This window comes from Chelatococcus sp. KU-N122, assembly GCF_055391085.1.
The window spans coordinates 3,375,076-3,393,159 of the sequence record NZ_AP043981.1 but is presented as its reverse complement, the minus strand read 5'-3'; the positions used below and the strand labels follow the sequence as shown (position 1 = coordinate 3,393,159).

Here is an 18,084-nt window from a genome sequence, read left to right as displayed (position 1 = left end):
TCCATCCTTTTGAATCTGGAGCGCTTCTTTTGCGATTGGGTGATTCCACCCAATCGCGAAGCGCTCCAGGCAGGCGCTGGCTATGTCCTGTAAAATGACTCAACGCGTGGTCCTCGACTGAGCTCGATGTTCGTATCATGGCCGACTTCCGTTCCGGACGGCTGCGCGGCGAGAAGAAGGCCGCCGGGTTGCTGGGACATGGCTGTGTCGGCTTGGAGAACGACCTGTCCCGATACTTGGAACACTGCCGCCTATACTGGGCATCGGCGGGGGCACTGCCGCGCCGGGAGGCGGACGCTGCATCCGCAGCGTCCGTTTGGCCCGTCTATTGCCGGCGAAATGTCGCGGTCACGGCAGCTCGACCAGCTTCTGCACGGTGGCTTTCCGATCGGCGATGCCGAGGATCGCCACCACGTGGCCGCCCTGGTTGTTGGCGTCGAACTTGATGGGCGTCCCCATGACGCTGGTGAAGGTCTGCGTCTTGAGCGCCTGGCGGATTTTTTCGGGGTCGGTGCTGCCCGCCGCCGTCACCGCCGCCGCCAGCACCCGCATGGTGTCGTAGCCGGCCCAGGTCTGCAGGTTCGGGCTCATCTTGTGCAGCTCCCTGACCTTGTCGGCGAAGGCCTTGTTGCTCGGCACGTCCACGTCGGCGCTGTAGGTCCAGGCGGTGATCGAGCCGTCGAGGCCACCGGCCTTGACGATCGGCTCGTTGGCGCCGCCCGGGTCGAAGCGGCCGGTGAACGGGATCCTGAGGCCGAGCTGCATGGCCGTGCGCAGGAAGTTGAGCTGGTCGCCGGTCAGGTTGAACATGGCGATGGCGTCGGGCCGGGCCTGCTGGAGGCGCGTCAGCAGCGGCGTGAAATCCGGCTGGCTCTGCGGGTGGAAATCCGTGGAGATGATGGTCAGCCCGTCGGCCTTGGCCACCTCGGCAAAGGCGGTGGCGCCGCCGCGGCCGAAGTCGGTGTCTTCGCCCACCGAGGCGATCCTGCGGAACTTGGTGTTCTGGCTCAGGTAGATGCCGAGCGCCTTCATCATGTCGAGGTCCGACGGATTGATGCGGAAGGTCCACTCGTTCTTGCCGTCGCCCGACTGCTCGGTGATGCGCGGGCTCGACGCGATGCCCTCGATCAGCGGGATTTTGGCCTGTGCGACCAATGGCATGGCGGCGATCGTCGCCGAGCTGCAATGGGCGCCGAGGATGGCGATGACCTTGGCCTCGATCAGCTTGTTGACCGCGTTGACCGCCTCGGACGGGTTGCAGCGGTCGTCCTGGGCCATCAGCTCGACCTTGCGGCCGAGCAGCCCGCCGGCGGCATTGATCTCCTCGATCGCCAGATTGATGCCCCAGCGCTGCCAGAGCGCCGGCGCCGCCGCCGGCCCCGTGTCGGGCACGGCGGCGCCCACCAGGATGGTCTGGGCGGCGGCCGGCACGGCGGCTTGCGACAGGGCGGCTGCGACCCCCATGGCCAGGACACGAACGACGCGACGAGACATCAACCAAGCTCCCAGAACGATGCTGCTGTGGCCCGCCAGTACAAGAGCCATGCCAGCCGCGCCCCCGGAGAGAGCGATCGCCGGCGTCATCGCCGGGCTTGATGACCGTAGCTGCGCACCTCGCCCCGCTTGCGGCTAGGGGGTCACAGAAGTTGCCTACCGCTCACCCGCGTCAGGGCCGGGCTTGACCCGGCCATCCATCCGCTTGGAAAACAACGCCATTCGGGCAGCCCTGTCGGGCTGGCGTTGCCTGCTTTGATGGATGGCCGGGTCAAGCCCGGCCATGACGGCGAGCGAGGCGGACCGGGGTGGCCCACGCCCAGTCGCGCCCGAGATGGCATACCCGTTGCTAAGGCTCGGGCATGGATGTCACTCCCACCTACCTTCTCCAGCTGACGTTGAACGGGCTGATGCTCGGGCTGATCTACGGCCTGATCGCCGTCGGGCTGGCGCTGATCTTCGGCGTGCTCGAGATCATCAACTTCGCCCACGGCGAGCTGCTCATGCTCGGCGCCTTCGCCATGGCGCTGATCCTGCCGAACGTCGGCCTCGCCTATGCGCCAGCGCTCGTCTTCGCCGTCGTCGTCACCGCGGCGGCGGGCTTCGTGCTCTACGAGCTGTTCCTGTCGCGCGTCGGCCAGAAGGAGTTCGAGCGCGGCATCCTGATCACGCTCGGGCTCTCCATGATCCTGCTCTACGGGGCCCAGTACATCTTCTCCGCGACGCCGCGCATCGTCGACACCACGCTCGGCTTCGACGGGGTGCAGATCGGCTCGATCCGCATGACCTGGACGCGCATCCTGGCCGGCGCGGTGGCGGTCGCCGCCTTCGCCGGGCTCTACCTCATCCTGCACTTCACCCAGTTCGGTCGGGCCATGCGCGCCATCACCCAGAACCGCGAGGCGGCGCTGATGGTCGGCATCCGCCCGCGCCACGTGGCGCGCAGCGCCGTGGTGCTCGCCGCCGCGCTCTGCGGGCTTGCGGGCGCGGCACTGGCGCCGATCCAGCTGGTGCAGCCGGGCATGGGCCAGGCCGTCGTGTTCAAGGCGTTCGCGCTGGTGGTGATCGGCGGCCTCGGCAACATGGCGGGCGCCTTCATCGCGGCGGTGCTGCTCGGCATGGTGGAGAGCTGGATCGGCGGCTTCTTCGATATCGTCTGGCAGGAGGCGGCCGTGTTCATCTTCATGATGATCGCGGTGATCCTGCGGCCCGACGGGCTGTTCAGCCGCGAAGGCCTGAGGGTGGGTTGATCCGCATGCGCACCCTCCTGCTCGTCGTGGCCGCGGTGCTGGTGGCTCTGGCCGTGCCGCTCGTCACCAGCTCGAACTACCTCATCGGCATCGCCATCTCGGCCTTCGTCTTCCTGGTGCCGATCGCCGCCCTCAACCTGATCTACGGCTACACGGGGCTGCTGTCGTTCGCCCAGCTCGGCTTCTGGGGCATCGGCGGCTATGCGGCGGCCATCGCCGTGATCGATCTCAAGCTCGGCTTCGCCGCCGGCGTGCTGCTCGGCGGGCTGCTGGCCGGGCTCGTGGCGCTCGCCATCGGCCTGCCGCTGTTGCGCACCAAGCGGCATGCGTTCGTCGTGGGGACGCTCACCTTCGCGCTGCTGTGCAGCCTCGTGGCGCGTGACTGGGTCAGCGTCACGCGCGGGCCGCTCGGCATCCCCGGCCTGCCGGCGCCGACGCTGATGGGCCTCACCATCGGCTCGCCCGTCGCCTTCTACTACCTCGCGCTCGCCTTCATGCTGGTCTGGCTCGGCGTGTTCTATGCGGTGAAGTCGTCCCGCCTCGGGCTCATGCTCAAGGCCATCAAGGACAACGAGCCGCTCACCCAGGCGCAGGGCCTCTCGCCGCTGCCCTACAAGCTCGCCGCCTTCGTCCTGGCGGCGGTGGCCACCGGCACCGCCGGCGGCGTCTACGGCTTCCGGCTGACCATCGTCGATCCGCTGTTCCTGGATTTCTACTACATGCAGACCTTCCTCATCAGCGTCATCGTCGGCGGTCCCGGCAGCTTCTGGGGCGCCGTGCTCGCCGGCGCGGCCGTCGTCATCCTGCCGGAGGCGCTGCGCTTCTCCAACGAGCTGCGCATGGTGCTGAACGGCGTCGTGCTGGTGGCCGTCATGCTAGGCATGCCGCGCGGCGTCGCCGGCCTGCTCCACGACCGCCGCATCGCCGCCATCCGATCCGCCGCCCGATGAGCGCCCTTCTCGAGGTCCAGGGGCTGCGCAAGGCCTACCGCGGCGTCCACGCCGTAAACGACGCCAGCTTCGACGTGGCGGCCGGCTCGATCACCGGGCTCATCGGCCCCAACGGCTCCGGCAAGAGCACGACGATCGACTGCATCAGCGGCTTCCAGCGCGCCGACGGGGGCGCCGTCCGGCTCGCCGGCGAGGACGTGACGGGGCTGGCGCCGCAGCGCATCGCCCGGGCCGGCCTGATGCGCACGTTCCAGACGGTGCGCGTGTACGAGAGCTTCTCGCTGCGCGACAACCTGCTCGCCGTGCCCGCCCCCTTCGCCGGCCTCGGCTGGGCCGACGCGCTGCTGCGCACCCGGCGCTTCCGCACCGCGCGCGACGCAGCCGCCGACCGGGCGCGCGAATTGATCGAGCTGATCGGCCTCACCCGGCTGATCGACGCTCCGGCGGCCGTGCTGTCCTACGGCCAGAAGAAGCTGCTCGCCTTCGCCGCGGCGATGATGGCGAACCCCAGGCTGATCGTGCTCGACGAGCCGGTGGCCGGGGTCAACCCGTCGCGCATCAACGAGGTGGCGGAGATCCTGCGCGAGGCCAACCGCGCCGGCGTCACCTTCCTCATCGTCGAGCACAACGTCGACTTCATCGCCATGCTCTGCCACGCCGTCGTCGTGCTCGACCAGGGCCGCAAGATCGTCGAGGGCCCGCCGGACATCGTGCAGCGCGACGAGCGGGTGCTCGACGCCTACCTCGGCGTCGATGCCGGCCAGCCGGCCCAGGCCGGCATCGACGTGAAGGAGGTGCCCGCATGAAGGAGCCGCCGCACCTGGAGCTCGTCGACCTCGTCGCCGGCTACGGCGATGTCGTCATCGTGCGCGACTTCTCGACCCGGCTGGCGCGCGGCTCGATCAGCACGCTGATCGGCGGCAACGGCGCCGGCAAGTCGACCCTGCTCAAGGCGATCTACGGCACCAACCGGCACTTCTCCGGCGCCGTCGTGTTCGAGGGGCGCGACCTCGCCGGCCTCGACCCGGCAGCGCGCCTGCGCGCCGGCGTCGGCTTCGTGCCGCAGGGACGCTGCAACTTCGCCCAGATGAGCGTCGCCGAGAACCTGAAGATGGCCTGCTACACGCTGCCGGCGCGCCGGCACCGCGAGGCCATCGGCCAGGTCACCGCGCTCTTCCCGATGCTTGCGGCCAAGGCCGCCATCCCCGCCGGCAACCTCTCGGGCGGCGAGCAGCAGGTGCTGGAGACGGCCATGGTGCTGGTCAACGGGCCACGCCTGCTGCTGCTCGACGAGCCCTCCCTGGGCCTGTCGCCGAAGACGCAAGGCCAGGTGTTCGCGGCGATCCGCACCATCGCCGCGACAGGGGTGACCGTGCTGATCGTCGAGCAGAACGTGCACGGCGCGCTCAACATCTCCGACACGGCCATCGTGATGGAGCTCGGCCGCAAGTTCATGGAAGGCCCGGCGGGCGCGGTGCGGGATGATCCGCGCATCCGCCAGGCGTATCTGGGCGGCAACGTGGAGACGGGGTCTAGCCCGTGACGGGAGAGCGCTTCAGCCTATTCGCTGGGAACACTGCACCGAAGCTTTGAGTCTTCGGACGGATGGATGGCCGGATCAAGCCCGGCCATCCATCCACTTGAAAATCAAGCCTTCGCCGTGGCCGCGACTTGTTCAGGCGGCGATCGCCGGCTTGGTCATCGGCTTGCGCAGCCCGGCCTGCTCCAGCAGGGGCATGACCTTGGCGTTCCAGTAAGGAAGCTCCTGGTTGTAGTCGACCATGGAGATCAGGGTGCCGTCGATGCCGGTCGCCGACAGCTGAACGAGCTTGTCGGCAACCTGCTCGGGCGTGCCGACGAGCGGATAGCCGCCCCAGCCCGCGATGAAGTTCGCCCGGAACTTGTCGAAATACTCGGGGGTATAGCTGCCGCTTTCGACGCCGAACACCTTGCAGATGTTGTCGCAGGCTTCCCAGTCGCCCTTTTCGTGGACGTAGTAGTTGAAGTAGTCGAGCGCTTCCTTCTCTGTGTCACGCACGACCGCGTAGGAATAGGTGAAGGTTCCGATCTCGCGCCGGTACTCATCCCAGGCCAGCTTCTTCATGGTCTGGACCCATTGGGTGCCCTTCTCGATATCCTCGACGACCGAAAAATTGATGTCGCAGAAGCGGGCGGCAAACTCGCGGCCCTTCGGCGACGAACCGGCGCTGATCAACACCGGACGGGGCTTCTGATAGGGCTTGGGATCGGAAAAGCCCTGATTGATCGTGAAGAACTCGCCCTTGTGGTCGAACCATTCCTCCGTCCACAGCTTTTCCAGCACCGACACCCATTCGGTGGCGTACTCATAGCGGTTGTCGTGCTCCATCATCTTCACGCCGAACATCTCCATTTCAGGCGTGAACCAGCCGCAGACCATGTTCAACCCGAAGCGGCCCTTCGAGATGTGGTCGATGGTGGTCGCCATCTTGGCCGCAACGATCGGATGCAGCGTCGGCACGTGGGATGTCGCGAACAGGAAGATCTTCTCGGTCCGCGCCGCGAGTGACGCGGCCCAGGTGTAGGTCTCCATGCAGTTTCCGTTGAAGTTCGACGGGCCGCCGAACCCTCGCCAGCGTGCGATCGGCACCATGCATTCGAAGCCGGCGCCCTCGAGCATCCCGGCGATCTCGAGGTTCTTCTCGAACGTCGGCTTGAAACTGGTCTCGGCCAGCGTGACCGCGCAGGCGTTGGAACAGTTCGGCCCGAAGATCCCGAGCTTCAGCTTGTTCTCGTTGAACAGCGGGTTGCCGGCGGCGCGATATGCGTCGATGTTGCTCAATGTTCCCTCCTTGAGGTTGTTTCCGCAGTAGGGCCGATATTGGCTCTTATTATTATTTTTATCCGATCAGTCAGCTAAATATGAAGCGCGATCGACTTGTACAACGTGCCCTCCTGATAGAGGAGCGGCGATGATTCGCCGTACAGCAGGACTTTTTCGACATTGCCGATGAAGACGGAGTGGCTGCCGTGCGTCATGGTGCCCGCAACAGTACAGAAGATATTAGCCTGAGCATTTGCCAGGCACGGGATCCCCGATCCGTCAGTCGTCCAGTCGCCCGAGGTAAACCGCTCCTCGCCCGTCATCTTGCCGCTGAAGATCGGCACGAGATGATCGTGGCCGCACGCCAGTAGATTGATGCAGAACTGCCCGCTCCTGGCGATCGGCGCGTGGATGCTGGCCGACCGGTTGATGCACACCAGCAGCGACGGCGGCGATGTCGTCAGCGACGTCACCGCGGTTGCGGTCATGCCGTGCCGCCGGCCGGCGTCGCTTGCGGTGATGATCGTCACCGTCGACGCGAGCCGCCGCATCGCAGCCTTGAAGTCCCCGGCCAGCCCCACGCTCAAGTCTTGCCCGTCAGGCATGGCGCTCTCCCCGGTTGCCGTCGATGGGACAGCGCTCAGCCCATGACGAAGGGGTTCGGCACATCCGGATTGCCGTTGATGAACACGCTCTTCGCCTCCAGGTACTCCTTGATGGCTTCGATCCCGTTCTCGCGGCCGATGCCCGAGCCCTTCACGCCGCCGAACGGCGCGAGGTAGCTGACGACGCGGTAGGCATTGACCCAGACCGTCCCGGCATGCAGCCGCTTGGGAAGTTTGACCGCGCGCTCGATGCTCGTCGTCCACAGCGCGGCTGCCAGGCCGTAGGGCGTATCGTTGGCGATCTCGACCGCCTCGTCGTCGCTGTCGAACGGGATGACGGTGAGGACCGGCCCAAACACCTCCTCGCGAGCGATGCGCATCGAGTTCTTGACGCCGGTAAAGATGGTCGGCTCCACGAACCAGCCTTCGCCGCACGCCGGGCCCGAGCCCCTGCGGCCGCCGGACACGCACCTGGCGCCCTCGCTCTTGGCGATCTCGATGTAGTTCATGACGCGGTCGAGCTGCGGCCTGGTGGAGACCGGCCCCATGTTGGTGTCGGGCTGGGTCGGATCGCCGAGCCGGGTGGCGGACATGAAGGCGACGAGCTTCTCCACGAACTGGTCATGGATGGACGACTGCACCAGGAGGCGGGAGCCCGCCATGCAGGTCTGTCCTGTCGCCGCGAACACGCCGGAGACCACGCCCTTGACCGCGGCATCCAGGTTGGCGTCGGCGAAGACGATGTTGGGGGACTTGCCGCCCAGTTCCAGCGAGATGCGCTTGAACGATTTCGCCGCCGCAGCGGCAACCGCCTTGCCGCCGGCGTCGCCGCCGGTGAAGGCAATGCGCCTGACCAGCGGATGCGTGGTCAGCACCTCGCCCACCTCGGGCCCGTAGCCGGTCACCACATTCACGACGCCCGGCGGAAACCCGGCTTGCTCGAAGAGCCGGGCAAAGGCGATCAGCGATGTCGATGCGAATTCCGACGGCTTGATCACCACCGTATTGCCGGCGGCGAGCGCCGCCGCGAGCTTCATCGTCGTCAGTAGCAGCGGCGAGTTCCACGGCACGATGCAGGTGACCACGCCGAGGGGCTCGTAGGTGACGTAGTGAAACATGCCCGGCTTGTCGATCGGCGTGACCGAGCCTTCGATCTTGTCCGCAAGGCCCCCATAATACTGATACCACCGCGGCAAATACCTCAGGTTGCCGAGCATTTCGGCTTTGAGCTTGCCGGTGTCGCGAACCTCCAGCTCGGCCAGGTGCTCGGCATCCGCGGCCATGCAATCGGCGAGCTTGTAGAGGAGCAGGCCTCGGTCGGCCGGGCTCATGCGACTCCAGGGCCCATGGGTGAAGGCCTCGTGCGCCGCGAGCACGGCAGCCTCGGCGTCCCGGCCCGTACCGCGCGGCACGCGCGCCCAGGGCTTGCCGGTGTAGGGGTTTTCCGACTCGATCCATTCGTTCGACGATGCCGCCTGCCAGCGATCGCCGATGCGCATGAGAAATTCTTCCATGGCGCTGTCCTCCTTGGCCTCTTGCTGAACCGATCGAGGTCGTTGTCCGCCCCGTTGCGCTGAAAGCTCGCCGTCGCCGCCTGCAGCCGAGACCTCATGTTACACGTCTGGCGCCGCCGGAAAAGCAGAAATTCTTCTATAGTGGAATTTTGCATCACCGTGCGCGCCGGCGGACGACTCCCTCGGCGTCGCAAGTCCGCCTCCGCCCCGAGGCTGGACGGGCGGCATCGAGACCAAAGCCGTCAGCCGATGTTGCCGCCGACGACGATCAACTGCGAACGCGGACAAGCGAGCGGCTGCCGCCGCTCACGGAGGTGCGACGGCCCGACGCCGATGATCCGGCGCATTCGGTACCGCCCCTAACCCCAGGTCAGGTCGTGGCGCGCTGATGAACCATGAAGATATAGTACCGACAGAGCTTCGTGTGCGTATTCCTGAACCGGTACTCGCCCGTCACCTCGAAGGTCACGCTGTCGGCCGCATCGAGGGTGTACACGACGTTTCCAATTTCCAGCGTCAGCTGGCCTTCGATGACGACGACGCACTTGCTGGTGCGGATTCCGGCGTGGGGAAGCCCCTCGAACGATTGCCCGCTCGGAAGCACGTGCTCGACGACCTCCATGCCCGTATCCAGGTGGGTGGGCGACAACAGGTGCCGCTCGATCCCCGTCTGGTCGTCCCGGTAGACCAGCCGGTTGCGCCGCGTCGTCACCGACGCGACCACCCAGGGCACCTGCTCGCCCATCAGCTCGGACATCGTCACGTCCAGGCCCGCCGCGATTCGGGAGAGGACCGGCAAGGTGGGATTCTTGTCGCCCCGCTCCACGCTCGACAGCATGGCGCGGCTCACGCCCGACGTCTCGGCCAGTTGCTGAAGCGTCAAGCCGCTGCGACGACGAAGCTTTCGGACGATCGGGCCCAGGCCCTTATTGACGGGATGAGGGGCTCCGCCCGCATGATCAAGGTCGGTGCGGGGCGTCAATCGATTGGAACCCTTTTGCGTCACGGCTCTCGGCGCCTCTTCTCTCGGCTCGCTTCAGCCCCATGCCCGGCAGCGATAGCCCGCCGCGCCTGAAGAACAACGGTGGACGGCGCGCCCGCACAGCTGACGCGAGTAAGGAATAACCGATCAAGGGCCTGGTTCACATGGCCGTGCCGCACGACTACCGCCTCTCGTGGGGCCCGCTTGAGCTGCCCCGCAATTCCGCCGCTCTCCGCTATAGTGGAACGATGTAAGCGACCGGGCGGCCGCCATGTCAAGGGGCAGGCTGCCGCCACGCCACCGCTCGTAGCAAACCGACGTGCCCGGCGCGAGAATATCGTCGCAACGCCTTCGCCGATTTCGAACGCGATGGATGCGGAGCGCCTTCACCGCAAGAAGCCGGCGCCCCCCGAAGGCGACGCCGGCTCAAACTGCTCGGCCGACCGGCCGGCCCTGCCGCGGACGAACGAACGACCACGCCGGAGCCGCGGCCCGCGCCACGCCCCGGCGGAGGGCGGTCAGGCGGGCCCGCCGGCGCTCAGGGATCAGAGACGCTGGCGGGAATACCAGTTGTCGACGTCCTGCTTGGCCTTGTCCTTGGCAATTCCATAGCGCTCCTGGATCTTTCCTTCGAGCTGATCGCGCTTTCCGGCGATCACGTCGAGATCATCGTCGGTCAGCTTGCCCCATTGCTCCTTCACGTTACCCTTGAACTGCTTCCAATTACCTTCGACGCGGTTCCAGTCCAATTCAACCTCCTCTTGGATACGGCTATGAACTGGAAAGGCCCGAGCCGGCGGATTGGTTCCAATGTCGGCCGGCACACACACGCGGTCGGCGGCCGCTCCCGGGCGCCGCGGCGCCGCCCCGCCGCTTTCCGTCAGCCCCTGTCGACCTCGACCCGGAAGCGCTCGCGGTAGTCCTCCGGCGTGATGCCCAGGCGCCGCCGGAACGTGCGGGCCAGCGTCGCGGCGCTACCGAGCCCGCTGCGGTCGGCGATGCGGGCGAGCGGCCACTTCGTCGTCTCGAGCAGTTGCTTGGCACGGTCGAGCCGCACCAGCTCTACGTATCTCGCCGGCGTCATGCCGGTCTCCGCCACGAAGGCGCGCGCGAACGTCCGCTCGCTCATCGCGGCGCGCTCGGCCAGGACCGGGACACTGAGATCACCGTCCGGGTGCTCCGCGATCCAGGTGACGATCGCCCGCAGCCCGTCGGCAGCCTTGGCCTGGGCCGCCAAGCTCGCGCTGTACTGGGACTGCCCACCGACGCGCCGCAGGTAGAGCACGAGCGCACGCGCGGTATCGAGCGCCACCTGCGGCCCACAGTCCTGCTCCACGAAGGCCAGCGCCAGGTCGATGCCGGCGGTGATGCCCGCCGAGGTGAAGATGTGCCCGTCGCCGACGAAGATGGCGTCGGGGACGACCTCGGTGCGCGGCAGCATCGTCTCCAGTGTCTTCGTCACGGACCAGTGCGTGGTGGCGCGGCGGCCGTCGAGGAGGCCGCAGCCGCCCAGGAGAAACGCGCCGGTGCAGACGCTGGCGACGCGCCGCGTCGCCGGCGCCCGGGCCGCGATCCAGGCGAGCAGGCCGGTGGAGGTCGCGGCGGCGCGCAGGGCGACCTCCGGCCCGCCGGCGATCATCAGGGTATCGAGATCCTCGTGGAGATCGGCGAGCGCGCAGGTGGCGGCCACCTGCAGGCCGGAGCTCGACGTGATGGCGCCGCCGGAGGGGCTGGCGAGGATGGGCTCGTAGCGGAACGGCGCCGCGGCGGTGCCGGGCATATGCTCGTTGGCCTTGCTGAAGACCTCGAGCGGCCCGGCGATGTCGAGGAGCTGGAAGCCCTCGAAGCCCACGAGCGCGATGCGGCGCGGCGTGGCCCGCGCCGGCGCGCCGCCAGCAGGATCGGCCGGGGGAGACTGCACTTGCATGGGCTCGGGCCGTGCGTTGGTCGCGATCGGCGCCACCTTACCCGTTCGGCACGCGCGTGGCGTCAAACGTCCACGGGTATTCCATCACCAGCGCCACGATCGCCGCGGTCGAGCGGTCATAGCGGGCGGCGATGCGCGGCAGCTCCCGCTCGATGGTCATCGCCGGAGCCTCCGTGGGCGGTGCCGGGAGCATGTGGTCCACGGCGGCGGCTTCGCTCGAGCGGTCCGGGCGGATCATCAGGCCGTGCCGGCTACGGACGGCCTGTCCGCCGCCGACGGTCACGACCGTGGTCATCGCCGTGCGGGAATAGACGTCGACCATGAAACCCAGGGCGACCTCGTCCACGTCGGTGGCGACCGGAATACCCACGGTCTCGCGCCGCCAGAACGTCAGGGTGTTGCGCACGAAGGTCTTCATGTGCTCGCCGGTCAGCTCGAACGCGGCCGAGCGATGGCGCGCGTCCCAGGTGCCGACGCCGAGCTCGCCCGCCACCCGCTCGGCGGCCGACCGCCCGCCGATCGCCTCCACCAGCGCCAGCATCACCGGGACGCTGGCCGAAATGCCGGTCGAGGTGGTGACGCCGTTGTCGCTGACGTAGCGCCGGTCCTGCACCCACTGCATGGTCGGGTGCTTCTGCCGCAGCTCGGGAATGGCGCTCCAGTGCGCCGTGGCGCGCCGGCCGTCCAGCAGTCCGGCGGCGGCGACGGTCTTGGCCCCATTGCAGATCGCGACGATCTTGGCGCCCTTGCGGTATTGAGTGGCGATCCAGCCCGCCACGAACGGGTCGACCGGCTCCATCGCCGGCACGACGACATAGTCGGCACCGTCGGGATGGCGCGCGTCGAAGGCGCCCATCGTCGCCTCCGGCTCGATGCTGAGGCTCGGATAGAGCCGCACCGGCGCGGCCCGCTCCGCCACCACGGTCACGTCGGCGACGTCGGCCCGCCGCAGCACGCCATAGGCGGACAGGACATCCGACACCTCGGTCTCGGCGTTGAAGGTGGCGATGGCGATCACCGGCCGTGCCCGCTTGGACGGCCGCATCGCCGCGATGGTGCGGGCCTGCTCGGCCGCGTCGACGGCCTTGGCGGGACGCGCCTCCGTCGTCGCCAGCCTGGAGCACGTCACCATTGGATGGGACCATCCAATGGTGACGTGCTCATCACTTTTTGAATCTGGAGCGCAAAGCGCTCGAGGCGCGAGCACGAACGGCGCCGCGATCAGGGGCAGCGCCAGAGCGGCGCCAAGGCCGAGAAGGATGGTTCGCTTGCGCATGTTGGCCTCCACGTGCGCCGGACGATACCGGCGGCCCTGGAGGCGGATGCGCCATAAGACGCGCAGTTTCTGCCAAATTGCGATCTGCTTCGGGCCGAAGCGCCGCGCCCGCTCCGCGGATCGCCCGTCAGCCGCCGCTGGCCGGCAGGGACATCATCGAAGGGATCGGAAAGAAAGGGCCGGCACGCCCCGGAAGGCAGCACCGGCCCAGCCGCCCATCGACCGTAATGGCTGGAAGCCGACAGGATGGTCTATAGTTAATTCCGCATTGGGGCGTGGACAAACGGCAAACCGTACACCTTTCGACGTAGCCCACCTTACACCGAAGTGGTAGGAGGCGCGGCTGAAGTACGGTTGCGCCGCCCCTCCCGGCATCTGCACCGGCCCCTCGACGCCGGGGGTGCCGCTCGTAGAACCGGTTCGGACCGAGCGAGGCGAAGACCACCCCGTACGACGTCGATCCTGCCCGTTCGGACGCAGCGCGGTTGAACCCGCGGCGCGAATCGATATGAGTCCGGCCATGATTTTTTGCCCCCTCATCGCAGGGCGCGCGCCGCGATGACGACGCCCGCCAAGGTGTCCATCGACCTCGGCATCCGCACGGGCGGGGACACGGCCGTGCTGGATCTGGAGGAGCTGCTCGCCACCCGCCTCCTCGTGCAAGGCAATTCCGGCTCGGGCAAGTCGCACCTGCTGCGCCGCCTGCTGGAGCAGAGCGCGCCCTGGGTGCAGCAGGCGATCATCGACCCTGAGGGCGATTTCGTCACCCTGGCGGACCGCTACGGCCACGTGGTGGTGGACGCCCAGCGGGGCGAGGCGGACCTCCAGCGCGTCGCGGCGCGGGTGCGCCAGCACCGGGTGTCGGTGGTGCTCAACCTGGAGGGGCTCGACAGCGAGCAGCAGATGCGCGCCGCTGCCGCCTTCCTCGGCGGGCTGTTCGATGCCGATCGGGACGTCTGGTATCCGCTCCTGGTGGTGGTGGACGAGGCGCAGCTGTTCGCCCCCGCCGCGGCCGGCGAGGTCTCCGACGAGGCCCGCAAGGTCTCCCTCGGCGCCATGACCAATCTCATGTGCCGCGGCCGCAAGCGCGGCCTCGCCGGGGTCATCGCCACCCAGCGCCTCGCCAAGCTCGCCAAGAACGTCGCGGCCGAGGCCTCCAACTTCCTCATGGGCCGCACCTTCCTCGACATCGACATGGCCCGCGCCGCGGATTTGCTGGGCATGGACCGGCGCCAGGCCGAGATGTTCCGTGACCTGCAGAGCGGGCATTTCGTCGCCCTCGGACCGGCCTTGTCCCGCCGGCCGCTGCCCGTGCGCATCGGCCCGGTCGAGACCGCGCCGCGCTCCACCAGCCCCAAGCTGGTGCCGCTGCCGCAGCCTGCCGCCGCCGAGGACGCGCAGGATCTGATCTTCACCCCCGGCGCCGACGAGGCGCGGCCGCCGCTCGTGCGCCGGCCGCCGCCGGTGGCGTCCACCGCTGATGTGCTGACCCAGCTCGCCCGCAGTGTGCCGCCGGCGCCGGCGCCCGCCGCCGAGCCGCTGCCCAGCCTTTCGCCCGAGCAGCGCCAGGCCGCCATCGACGCGGCGCTGCGCGAGATCCTCAGCGAGAGCGACGCCGGCTTCCGCACCACCGCCGTGCTCTACCAGGACTTTTTGGTGCGCTGCCGGATCAGGCGGGTCGGCGGCGAGCCGCTCAGCCTCCCGTCCTTCCGCCGCCGGCTCGCGGTCGCCCACGCGGGCATCGACCTCGCCGAGGCGGAGGCGGAGGACTCGCCCTGGGGAGAGGTGCTGGCCATGGCGGGCACGCTGCCGGAAGACATGCAGGGCGTGTTCCTCACGCTGGCGCGGGCGGCCTTCGATCGCCGCCCCTGCCCCTCCGACGCCGATGTCGCCCGCGCCTACGGCAGCAACTCGTCCGGCCGGGCGCGGCGCCTGCTAGCCTACATGGAGGAGCGCCAGGTGATCGTGTGCCGCCTGGACGCCCGCGGCTGGCGTATCGTGGCCGTTCCCGGCCTCGCCTGGGAGACCGAGCCCGGCGACCCCAAGGCCGCGGCCAGCGCGGCGGAGGCGCAGGCTGCCGCTGCAGGCTGACGGATCGGCCTCACGCCGTCGTCCGTCCGCGGTGACCCTGCCGCGAGGCCGCGATGATGATCAGGCCCCGAGCAAGTCCTGATCAGACGGAATCACCCGATCGGCTCGAAAGGCTCGCCTCGCCGCTGCGCCGGAGCAACTGCTCGGCCAGGCGGACGTTCGCATAGTCGATCATCATTCCATTGAGCTGGACCGCGCCGCGGCCCTCATTCTCCGCGATCCTGAAAGCCTCGACAACTTGCCTCGCCCACTCGGTCTCCGCTTTTGACGGCGAAAACGTCTGGTTGATGATGTCGACTTGCTTGGGATGGACTGCGACCTTGCCGTTGAACCCGTACGTCCTTGCGATCAGGGCCTCCTGCACGAGCGCATCGCCGTCTGCAAGATTCATGAAGGCGCCATCGATCAACCAGGCGGCGCCGGCGGCCCGCGCATCACACACGAATTTGCCTCTGCAATAGGCCAAAGCTTCGCCCCGGGGCGTCCAGCGGGCCCCGAGATCGACGATCAGGTCGCCCTCCTCGGCTGTCGCAAGAGCGGCTCCGCGAATGCGCCGCGTGCCGCGCATGACGTCGTACAGGTTACGCAGGCCAAGTGCGCTTTCGATTCCGATCACCACCCCGATCGTTTCAGCGGGCAGCCCGGCCGCTCGTTCGAAGCCGCCGAGGTAGTCGTCGACCGCCATCAGCGCGTTGCCGGTCTCGACCTTCGGTAGCAGGACGATCTGGTCCGCATGCGGGGCGAGCACGGCCAAGTCCTGTTCAACGAGCGTCGCGTTGATGCGGATGGCCGTCGGGCGGCCGGCGCGTGTCCGAAGCGCATCGGCGACAGCCCGACGGGCGCGCTCCTTTGCAGCAACCGCGACCGAATCTTCGAGATCCAGGATGACAACGTCGGCCCCGGACGTATCGGCCTTGTCGAGGAGGTGCGGCCGATCGCCAGGGACGAACAGGTAGCTGCGACATGCGGGCGTCGAATTCATTGGCATGGGAGACAACACGTTCGGATCGGCGCACGGATCCGGGGGGGCGGGCGCAAGAATAGGATCGCCGTGACCACCTATACGGCTCGCCGCGACCGGGACGAGCGGTAGCACAACCGATCCATCGCCGCGTCATTCGAGGCGTGAATGCACCCTATTCAGCGGCCGTCGCTTACGTCTGCTTCGGCGCCAAAATAGGTGTCCTTGATCGACAACATCCCTGTAGCACTCTAACGCCCGAGGATGCGGCATGACGGGACACATCGCAGGTTCATCCGATCGCTACGTCGCGGCGACGGCGGATGCCGATCTGCTGGCGCGCCCCCTGCGAACGCTGAGCGACATCGCAGAGATCGAGCGGCTTCCATTGCATGAGCGCCTCGAGATCGCGGATTTCTGCAGGCGCATCGATTGCGCGATCGCCGCGCGAGACCCCGGCGAGACCGCGATCCACTATGTTCCGGACGGCGACATCGATACGCAGGCCGACGAAGTCTCGTTCGGAGATCTCCGGCGCAACATCGCGGGAACAGCGGCTCTGCTGCGCGCCTCCGGCATCGGCCGCACCGACGCCGTCGCGATCCTCATGCCGGCCGTGCCGGCCATCTATTGGTCGGTCATCGGAGCGATGAGCGCGGGTATCGCATTCCCGGTCAACTGGATGCTGGAGCCCAAGCAGTTGCTTCACCTGCTCAAGCAGGCGAGAACGAAAGCGATCATCGCGCTGGGGCCGACGCCGAACTTCAAGATCTGGGAGGCGGTCAAGGCGGTCGCTGCCGATCTGCCGGCCATGCCGGTGTTCTCGGTCGCTGGTCCGCACGGCTCGATCCTTCCCCAATCGGATTTGAACGTCAGGCTCCTGTCGGAGCCCCGGGACTCGCCGCCGGCGCCGATCTCGGGCGACGATATCGCGGCGTATGTTCACTCCGGCGGCACGACGGGCGCACCGAAGATCGTGAAGCTGACCCACCGGGGCCTCTCGTATCGTCACTGGACGATCCAGCTCGGCCTGAACATCGCCGTCGGCGAAGTCTGCATTCACGACACGCCCATGTTCCATGTCGGTGGCCTGATCGGCCGCGTCCTCTCGTCCGTTGCATGCGGGGCGACGATGGTGATTCCGAGCGTAATGGGCGCGCGCGAGCGCCGCTACATCGAGAACTACTGGAAGTTCGTCGATAAATACCGCATCACCCGTCTCTCGGGCGTTCCCACCACGCTCGCCACCCTCGCCAAAACACCTCCGATCTCGGAGGACCTCTCATCGCTCAAGCCTTATTTTGCGACCGGCTCGACAGCGCTGCCGATCGCTGTGCGCAATGAGTTCGAGCGGGTCACCGGCGTGCGTGTCCTCAACACCTATGGAATGACCGAGAACACGTCAGGCATCGCGATGGACCCCAGAGATGGTCGGTCGAGGGAGGGCTCTTCGGGGCTGCGCATGCCCTATACGCAGGTGAGGACCGCGGTGCTCGACCAGGCCGGCGCCGTCCACCGTCTGTGCGCGCCGGACGAGATCGGGATGTTGCTTGTCCGCAGCCCCGGGGCGACACCCGGCTATCTCGACCCGGCGCATGAGGCCGGCGCTCGGACCGACGATGGATGGATCGTGTCCGGCGATCTCGGCCGCATCGACGCGGATGGCTATATCTTCGTCACCGGCCGAGCGAAGGACGTCATCATTCGCGGCGGGCACAACATCGACCCCCGACTGATCGAGGAGCCCCTGGTCCAGTCACCCGACGTCTTGCATGCCGCCGCGGTGGGCAAGCCGGACGCTTACGCCGGCGAGTTGCCCGTCGCTTATGTCCAGCTCGCGCCGGGCTCGCGGGCGACGCCGGAGGACCTTGCGGCCTTCCTCGCGGATCGGATCGGCGAGCGGGCCGCCCTCCCCAAGGAGATCGTCATCCTCGACAGGCTTCCGCTCACGGACGTCGGCAAGCCCTTGAAGGCCGCGCTGCGGCAGGACGCCGCCGAGCGGGCCCTGCGCGCGGTCGTCACCGGCGCGGTGGAGGCCCACCTCGATGGCGGCGCGGCGTCGGTCTCCGTCCGGCCGGACAAATCCCGCGGCATGCTCGCGACCCTTGTTCTGCCGGGCACGGCCCGCAATCGCCCGCATCTCGAACGCCTCATCGCGGCCGCCATGGCGCCCTTCGCCGTGGCCTATGCCATCGAGTGGCGGGATACGCGGGAGGCCGTCTGATCACCGC

15 protein-coding genes are annotated in these 18,084 nt (G+C 67.9%); 6 read left to right on the top strand and 9 right to left on the bottom strand.

Translation table 11 applies throughout. The features are described from left to right. Positions 1 to 348: 348 nt before the first annotated feature. Positions 349 to 1,494 (bottom strand): ABC transporter substrate-binding protein, encoded by a 1,146-nt coding sequence (locus tag ACZ5PO_RS15190; protein WP_464194850.1) that lies wholly within the window; start codon positions 1,492 to 1,494, stop codon positions 349 to 351. 362 nt (positions 1,495 to 1,856) lie between these two features. Between ACZ5PO_RS15190 and ACZ5PO_RS15185 the strand changes: the two genes are divergently transcribed. Genes ACZ5PO_RS15185 through ACZ5PO_RS15170 form a run of 4 tightly spaced genes read left to right on the top strand, consistent with a single transcriptional unit; the run spans position 1,857 to position 5,237 of the window. Beyond that, entirely contained in the window at positions 1,857 to 2,744 is an 888-nt protein-coding gene (locus ACZ5PO_RS15185) for a branched-chain amino acid ABC transporter permease (protein ID WP_464194848.1), read from the top strand. Between the two features lie 5 nt (positions 2,745 to 2,749). Then, positions 2,750 to 3,694 carry a branched-chain amino acid ABC transporter permease gene (locus ACZ5PO_RS15180; protein ID WP_464194846.1) on the top strand — a complete coding sequence of 315 codons (945 nt, stop codon included), beginning with the start codon at positions 2,750 to 2,752 and terminating at the stop codon, positions 3,692 to 3,694. Beyond that, the gene (locus ACZ5PO_RS15175) at positions 3,691 to 4,500 is read left to right on the top strand and encodes an ABC transporter ATP-binding protein (RefSeq protein WP_464194844.1); all 810 of its coding nucleotides are present in this window, start codon (positions 3,691 to 3,693) and stop codon (positions 4,498 to 4,500) included. Before ACZ5PO_RS15180 ends, ACZ5PO_RS15175 begins: the two co-directional genes overlap by 4 nt. Continuing rightward, positions 4,497 to 5,237 (top strand): ABC transporter ATP-binding protein, encoded by a 741-nt coding sequence (locus ACZ5PO_RS15170; RefSeq protein ID WP_464194842.1) that lies wholly within the window; start codon positions 4,497 to 4,499, stop codon positions 5,235 to 5,237. Before ACZ5PO_RS15175 ends, ACZ5PO_RS15170 begins: the two co-directional genes overlap by 4 nt. 132 nt (positions 5,238 to 5,369) lie before the next feature. Here ACZ5PO_RS15170 and ACZ5PO_RS15165 read toward each other — a convergent pair whose 3' ends face one another. From ACZ5PO_RS15165 to ACZ5PO_RS15135, 7 genes are all read right to left on the bottom strand, one after another. Further along, positions 5,370 to 6,515 (bottom strand): LLM class flavin-dependent oxidoreductase, encoded by a 1,146-nt coding sequence (locus ACZ5PO_RS15165; protein WP_464194840.1) that lies wholly within the window; start codon positions 6,513 to 6,515, stop codon positions 5,370 to 5,372. A gap of 74 nt (positions 6,516 to 6,589) precedes the next feature. Beyond that, a complete protein-coding gene (locus tag ACZ5PO_RS15160) occupies positions 6,590 to 7,102 on the bottom strand; it encodes a flavin reductase family protein (RefSeq protein ID WP_464194838.1) in 513 nt (170 codons plus the stop codon). A 35-nt stretch (positions 7,103 to 7,137) separates the two neighbouring features. Beyond that, complete coding sequence (locus tag ACZ5PO_RS15155) at positions 7,138 to 8,616, bottom strand: aldehyde dehydrogenase (protein WP_464194836.1); 1,479 nt, start codon at positions 8,614 to 8,616, stop codon at positions 7,138 to 7,140. 370 nt (positions 8,617 to 8,986) lie between these two features. After that, positions 8,987 to 9,622: a helix-turn-helix domain-containing protein gene (locus tag ACZ5PO_RS15150; protein WP_464194833.1), complete on the bottom strand. Its 636-nt coding sequence runs from the start codon at positions 9,620 to 9,622 to the stop codon at positions 8,987 to 8,989. Positions 9,623 to 10,143: 521 nt separating this feature from the next. Then, complete coding sequence (locus tag ACZ5PO_RS15145; RefSeq protein WP_464194831.1) at positions 10,144 to 10,347, bottom strand: CsbD family protein; 204 nt, start codon at positions 10,345 to 10,347, stop codon at positions 10,144 to 10,146. Positions 10,348 to 10,478: 131 nt separating this feature from the next. Continuing rightward, positions 10,479 to 11,519, bottom strand: coding sequence for a GlxA family transcriptional regulator (locus ACZ5PO_RS15140; RefSeq protein ID WP_464194829.1), 1,041 nt, complete (start codon positions 11,517 to 11,519; stop codon positions 10,479 to 10,481). Between the two features lie 43 nt (positions 11,520 to 11,562). Continuing rightward, positions 11,563 to 12,657 carry a DJ-1/PfpI family protein gene (locus ACZ5PO_RS15135; RefSeq protein WP_464194827.1) on the bottom strand — a complete coding sequence of 365 codons (1,095 nt, stop codon included), beginning with the start codon at positions 12,655 to 12,657 and terminating at the stop codon, positions 11,563 to 11,565. Positions 12,658 to 13,359: 702 nt separating this feature from the next. Between ACZ5PO_RS15135 and ACZ5PO_RS15130 the strand changes: the two genes are divergently transcribed. Continuing rightward, positions 13,360 to 14,892: an ATP-binding protein gene (locus tag ACZ5PO_RS15130; protein ID WP_464194825.1), complete on the top strand. Its 1,533-nt coding sequence runs from the start codon at positions 13,360 to 13,362 to the stop codon at positions 14,890 to 14,892. An 82-nt stretch (positions 14,893 to 14,974) separates the two neighbouring features. On the opposite strand, the gene ACZ5PO_RS15125 is transcribed toward ACZ5PO_RS15130, so the two are convergent. Then, the gene (locus tag ACZ5PO_RS15125; RefSeq protein WP_464194823.1) at positions 14,975 to 15,880 is read right to left on the bottom strand and encodes an HpcH/HpaI aldolase/citrate lyase family protein; all 906 of its coding nucleotides are present in this window, start codon (positions 15,878 to 15,880) and stop codon (positions 14,975 to 14,977) included. A gap of 244 nt (positions 15,881 to 16,124) precedes the next feature. On the opposite strand from ACZ5PO_RS15125, the gene ACZ5PO_RS15120 reads away from it, so the two are divergent. Then, entirely contained in the window at positions 16,125 to 18,077 is a 1,953-nt protein-coding gene (locus tag ACZ5PO_RS15120) for an acyl-CoA synthetase (protein ID WP_464194821.1), read from the top strand. Positions 18,078 to 18,084: the final 7 nt, after the last annotated feature.